Source organism: Clostridium sp. (assembly GCF_036781005.1).
GTDB lineage: Bacteria > Bacillota > Clostridia > Clostridiales > Clostridiaceae > Clostridium_B.
In genome coordinates, this window is the sequence record NZ_DAIQBT010000069.1 from 1 (window position 1) to 6,303 (window position 6,303).

The following is a 6,303-nucleotide window of genomic DNA, read 5'->3' on the forward strand; positions in this document are numbered from 1 at the left end:
AAAAACAGGAGTGCATTTTAAAGCCGAATAGAAGCTATTTAAGCTATAGTAATTAACCCTTTCATTAAAAATAAAAACGCTTTATATGAACTGTTAAAGCTCTATATAAGTTGATTATATGAAAACAGTATGATTGATTAATAATCATACTGTTTTTTATTAGTAAACAATTTTTGAAAAGTTAATTTATTTTAATAATATAATAATACATTATTTTCAAATGTATGTAAATAGATATAGGTGTTGCCAAAAGATTATATGATAATTAAACATTACAATAATTAATGTATAGTTAATCTGCTCACTAAAAAGTAAAACTAGAGCATTTTTAACTCTAGCTAATAAATAGAATATGGTATTATCATTACTGAATGAGATACTTCTTTGTATTCTACAAAAGTATAGTTTTGTGGAACTGATAAAACAGGTATGAAGTCCTGATATATAAGGAGGTATACTTCTTTTTTATGTTTTAAAATTGAAATGTTAATTATACATAATATGATATATATAATAAGTAAAATTAAATTTAAAGCTAAATATAAAAAAACCTATTACTATGAAACTAAAGGAGGAATTATATAATATTATGTAGAATATGTAAGTATAAAGAAAAAAGAGAGGAAGCGAGTATTTGGTGAGCTTCATTCACTTGAGATACACTCGCTCACTAATGATAAATAATGAATATTAAGGAAAATTAAGAATAATTAGTCATAAATAAAAAAATCATTTATTCTTTTTAAAAACCATCAATTATTTTTAGTGAATTATCAATATCTATACAAACTGTAATTACTATAATAACTACCATAATAGGTATATATGTAGCAGCACTAATTTATATAGGACTAACTAGAATTCTTGGTTCTAAAATACAAGCATCTATCTTAAAGGCAGGTTGTAAGTGAATGTAATTTTTAACTACAAATGGCTTTAATATATAATTTTCAGTAGAGAAAAGAACAAGACTAGAAGCTGATTAAGAAAAGGGGAAGAATAGAGATGAAGATTACTGTTATTAATGGAAGTCCTAAAGGCAAGGATGGCAATACTAATATAATGGTTACAGCTTTCTTAAAAGGGGCACAGAGGGCAGGGGCAACAACTGTTAACATTTTTTTGGCAGAAAAAGAAATTAAACATTGTTTAGGTTGTTTTTCCTGTTGGTTTGTTAATCCTGGACAATGTGTAATTAAAGATGATATGTCAGAAATTATTGCTCAAGGTGAAGGAACGGATATTCTTATTTTAGCTACACCACTTAAGTATGCTAACCTATCCAGTATGCTAAAAGTTTTTATTGAACGAATGTTGGTGTTGTGCAATCCATATTTTGAGATAACCCCAATAGGAATCAGACACCCGAAAAAAAACGTAGCAGCAGAAGTACAATCATCTTTTTATCGTGCTAAATTAATAATGATGGCTAACGGTGCTCTTTCTACTAGAGATTATTTCCAAGTAATTTCCCAATGGGTTAATAAATTGGCTTTCTATAATCATACGGAAGTACTTGGAGAAATATATGTTCCACAAGGACTTCTTCTTAATACTCAAGATGAGAAATTACAACCTATTATTGATAATTATCTGCAGTCTTTAGAACAAGCAGGATATGAATTTGTTACCATGAACAAGCTGTCAGATAAAACAGCAAAATCATTGGAAAAGAATTTTATTCCTACTGATATTTACGTTAAACAAGTTAATAGTTTATTTGACAGTTTACTTGATAAATTGGAGCATCCTTACTTGAAATAGCAGGTAAAATGGCCAGAATGGAAAACATACGTAAGGAAACATTGGTATGAAAAGAATTATTAAAGATTAATCAAGTAATATCTGACAAATTGGGTTGGAATGAATGGTATATACATGCTGATTTTATTGGCGTTATTTACAACAATTCCCTTTCGAGAGAATATTGAAATTATTAACGAAAATATATTTGCTCACTATTAATGAGTAGGCTTAAACAATGGGTCTGCAATGTGAACATTCAATACTTTTATATAAAATAAAGTATTATTTTTTAAATTTTATTATAAAAAAACCACGGTTTATTTATAAATTTTTGTACTTTGTTTAATAAAATCGAAAATTTATAGCTTTTAAACACAGTAAAATCAATTACCCATACTTATTGAGTATGTAAAAAGAAAATAGTATATTAAAATATTTGTATAATTATGATTAGAGTCTATTGTTTTTAATGATAGTATTGAACATAAAAAGTTAAAATGAATTCCACAGAATGTATATTCTGTGGAATTCCTAAGTCTAGTTTTTTATATCTAAATTCTCAATTAAGATATAACTTTGAAGTTAATTGTAACTTAACAGATATTAAATCTTTTTTATTGCACATGTACATTAATTTTTAAGTTGAAGGTTAATCTCTTGCTCACTATAAATTATATGAGCACATTTAATATTTAAACTAGTGGCTTAAATTTACCTTTACTTACACCGCACACTGGACACTCCCAACTATTAGGTACATTTTCAAATAAGGTACCTGGTTCAATACCTGAATCAGGATCTCCTACAGCTGGATCATAGATATATCCGCATACTGAACATTGATATTTAGGCATATCTTTTACCGGATTATTTTTATTTGCTATATGAGTTGGTGAAGTTTGTGGTGATTTACCACGCTTTACATCCTGATAATATGCATATGTCATTGGGTCTATATCTTTAATTAATTCTGAATTTAATACTTTTCCAATAAATACGGTATGCGTGTCTATATCTATTTCTTTTTCAACTTTTAATTCGAACCATGAGGCTGTGTTATCTAAGACTATTGGAACACCACTTTCACCTGTTTTATAGGATACACCCGAAAATTTGTCAGTAGTTCTTCCTGATTTAAAGCCAAATTTACCCACAAACTCCAAAGGAGTCTCTATTGATAAAGTTGATACTCCTATTAATTTACTATTTTTTATATACTCATGAGTGAGATTTTGTTTATTGATGCTCACTGCAATTCTAGCTGGATCTGATGTTATTTGAAAGACCGTATTTGCAATTTGACCATTTTTTTTACCTCCAGAAATAGAACTTATAACATATAATCCATAACTTAATTTATAAAATGCTTTATTATCAATCATGAATTTATTATATTTACATATATTCAATATGTAAATAATACCTCCTCTCATTATATATAGTAGCTTATTTTTAATCTAACTACTATATTAATTTTATAGTTTATATAATACTTCAAAGATACTAAACATTTAATAGTTCTTACTCTTTCTTAATAATTAAATTATTAGTAGTTTTCTACAAATATTTCAAAGTATGATTGAGGATGTGCACAGGCAGGACAATTTTCAGGAGCAAATACTCCTTCATAAATATATCCGCAGTTAAGACATTTCCATTTGTATACTTTTGATTTTCTAAATACATTATTGTTTTCTATATTTCTAAGTAAAGCTAAATATCTTTCTTCGTGATGTTTTTCAACTTCTGCTATATTTCTAAAAACTTCTGCTATATTAGGAAAACCTTCTTTATCAGCTATATTAGCAAACTCTGGATAAAGTTTTGACCATTCCTCATTTTCACCCTTTGCAGCTGATTTAAGAATTGTTTTAGTATCTCCTAGTGCAACTGGGTAAGAAGCATTTATTTCTACAGTTTCTCCTTGTAAATCTTCATTTAGAAATTTAAAAAACCTTTTGGCATGTTCTTTCTCGTTTTCAGCAGTCTCTAAAAATATGTTAGAAATTTGAACATACCCTTCTTTTTTAGCAGTAGATGAATAATACGTGTATCTGTTCCGGGCTTGAGATTCTCCAGCAAAAGCTTTCATTAAATTTTCAGCAGTTTTTGTATTTCTCAAAGATGCCATAAAAATTACCTCCTAAAATAAATTAATATCTATTTTATATTAAAATTATAGTTGAATTAAACAGAATACAATATTTTACTGTTTTTTCCAGAGTCCATGTAAGTTACAATATTCTCTTGCCATTACAAATTTTTCATCTAGTTTAAAGGTAGCTTCCGGCTTTTGTCCTGGTTTCAAATGCTTTCTATAAATTTTATCTTCAGTATGAACTTCAATCCATTGAATGTAATGTTCTGGGAGCATTGGATGTTCAACTGATCCAACTTTAACTATTATCCCTCCATCTATTTCTTCAATTATAGGTACATGTTTTTCAAGAGTCGCATCTACTGTATTTTCTTCAATAAGCTTCATTGCTTGTCCACAACAAGTTAAAATGCCTCCTCCATTATGAAGAACCTCAACTATATTCCCACAAACTTCACATTTGTATACTTGTTTTACTTCTGTCATAATTTTTCCTCCTTAATATTTATACTTAAAAAATAATCTTTATATATTATAACATAAAAATACCTTTAGAATTTATGATTTTGAAATAAGATAGGAATAATCACATCTTATTTTAAAATTATAAATTCTTTTTTAAAACTTCAGTAAGTATAGGCACAATTTCATACAGATCTCCTACAATACCATAATCTGCCCCTTGAAATATAGGAGCATCTTCGTCTATATTTATAGCTGTTATAATTCCAGCATTTTCAATGCCTTTTAAATGTTGAACTTGTCCTGATATGCCAATGGCAAGATAAAATGTTCCATTAAATTTCTGTCCCGATATACCTACATAATGATCAAGTGGAAGCCATCCTCTTTCTTCAGCTACAGGCCTTGAGCAACCAAGTTCCGCCCCAATTCTATTAGCCAAAGATTGTATTAGAGGCAAGTCTTTTTTATTTTTTAATCCAAGTCCTATGCTGCATACCTTATCTGCATCTGCTATGCTTCCTTTAGAAGCTGCACTTGTATTAATATCTATATTTTCACTTTTAATATAATTTAAAAATGTATCTACTTTTTCTTTTGCAGAACCTTCTTTTATAATGACCCTTCTGCGGTTTCCTGTTATAGGTTTTGATTTATTCTCTTTATTTTCCCCAACAGGATCTTTTTTAGGTTTGCCTAAAATATCATTGGATATAATCAATTTTTGAATCTCGTTAGTTCCTTCATATATTGTACAGATTTTAGCATCACGGTACATACGCTCTACAGGAAATCCTTTAATAAATCCTGAACCTCCATATATTTGTACTGCATCATTGACGACTTCCAAACAAATATCTGAAGCGTATAATTTAGCCATGGCAGATTCCGTTCCGTAATTTCTATGTTCCTGTTTTAATACGGCTGAACTATATACCATAAATCTAGCTGCACGAATCTTAGTAGCCATATCTGCAAGTTTAAATGCTATAGACTGTTGCCTTGAAATAGATTTTCCAAATTGAATTCTTTCTTTGGAGTAGCTTAGTGCCTTCTCATAAGCTCCTTGAGCAATTCCAAGTGCCTGTGCTGCGATCCCTATACGCCCACCTTCTAAAGTCTGCATGGCAATTTTAAAGCCTTCCCCTTCTTTTCCAAGAAGATTATGTCTTGGTATTTTTAAGTTCTTAAACAAAAGTTCTGCAGTGGCAGAGGAACGTATACCCATTTTATTATAGTGAGTACCAAAGGTAAATCCTTCCATACCCTTTTCAATAATGAAGGCACTTATACCTTTACTTCCTATACCTGGAGTTGTAACTGCAAATATTACATAAGTATCCGCATAATCTGCATTTGTTATAAATACCTTGGAACCATTTATAACATAATAATCGCCTTCCAAAACAGCAGTAGTTTCTGTCTTACCAGCATCACTTCCGGCATTAGGTTCTGTAAGTCCAAAAGCAGCAATTTTTTTACCTGAAGCTAATGGAACTAGATATTTTTGTTTTTGTTTTTCTGTTCCAAATTCAGCAATAGGCCAAGTTCCAAGAGATGTATGTGCAGATAATATAACTCCCACACCTCCATCTACTCTTGATAATTCTTCTACTGCAATGGCATAACTCAATACGTCTCCACCAGATCCACCATATTCTTTAGAATATGGAATACCCATAATAGATAATTCTCCCATTTCATTAACTATTTTCTCTGGAAATATATTTTTCTCATCTAGTTGAAATGCAATAGGCTCAATTTTTGTTTCTGCAAACTTTCTAACAATATCTCTAATATTTTTCTGTTCTCTGGTAAGTTCAAAATTCATGAAACCATCTCCTTATAATATAATTTTTAACATATATATGAATAAAGTATAGCACTACATACTTTAATTAGCTATATAGAATAAATCAACTAAAAAAGCTTTAAAAGATTTAGAGCTTATCCCTAAATTATTTTAATCTTTCTGAAAGCGATAAAAGCACAGGCAA

Annotated in this window: 5 protein-coding genes; 1 reads left to right on the forward strand and 4 read right to left on the reverse strand. The window is 29.3% G+C overall.

Annotated elements, in window-relative coordinates; translation table 11 throughout:
• Window positions 1–1,005: 1,005 nt before the first annotated feature.
• Window positions 1,006–1,764, forward strand: coding sequence for a flavodoxin family protein (locus V7Q02_RS15595; RefSeq protein WP_333862005.1), 759 nt, complete (start codon window positions 1,006–1,008; stop codon window positions 1,762–1,764).
• 674 nt (window positions 1,765–2,438) lie between these two features.
• Here V7Q02_RS15595 and rd read toward each other — a convergent pair.
• The 4 genes from rd to V7Q02_RS15615 form a co-directional block, all read right to left on the reverse strand.
• Entirely contained in the window at window positions 2,439–3,128 is a 690-nt protein-coding gene (rd, locus tag V7Q02_RS15600) for a rubredoxin (RefSeq protein WP_333862009.1), read from the reverse strand.
• Between the two features lie 164 nt (window positions 3,129–3,292).
• Window positions 3,293–3,877 carry a rubrerythrin gene (gene rbr, locus V7Q02_RS15605; RefSeq protein WP_333862006.1) on the reverse strand — a complete coding sequence of 195 codons (585 nt, stop codon included), beginning with the start codon at window positions 3,875–3,877 and terminating at the stop codon, window positions 3,293–3,295.
• A gap of 75 nt (window positions 3,878–3,952) precedes the next feature.
• A complete protein-coding gene (locus V7Q02_RS15610; protein WP_333862007.1) occupies window positions 3,953–4,330 on the reverse strand; it encodes a desulfoferrodoxin in 378 nt (125 codons plus the stop codon).
• A gap of 118 nt (window positions 4,331–4,448) precedes the next feature.
• Window positions 4,449–6,137, reverse strand: a complete 1,689-nt coding sequence (locus V7Q02_RS15615) for an acyl-CoA dehydrogenase family protein (protein ID WP_333862008.1) — start codon at window positions 6,135–6,137, stop codon at window positions 4,449–4,451.
• Window positions 6,138–6,303: the final 166 nt, after the last annotated feature.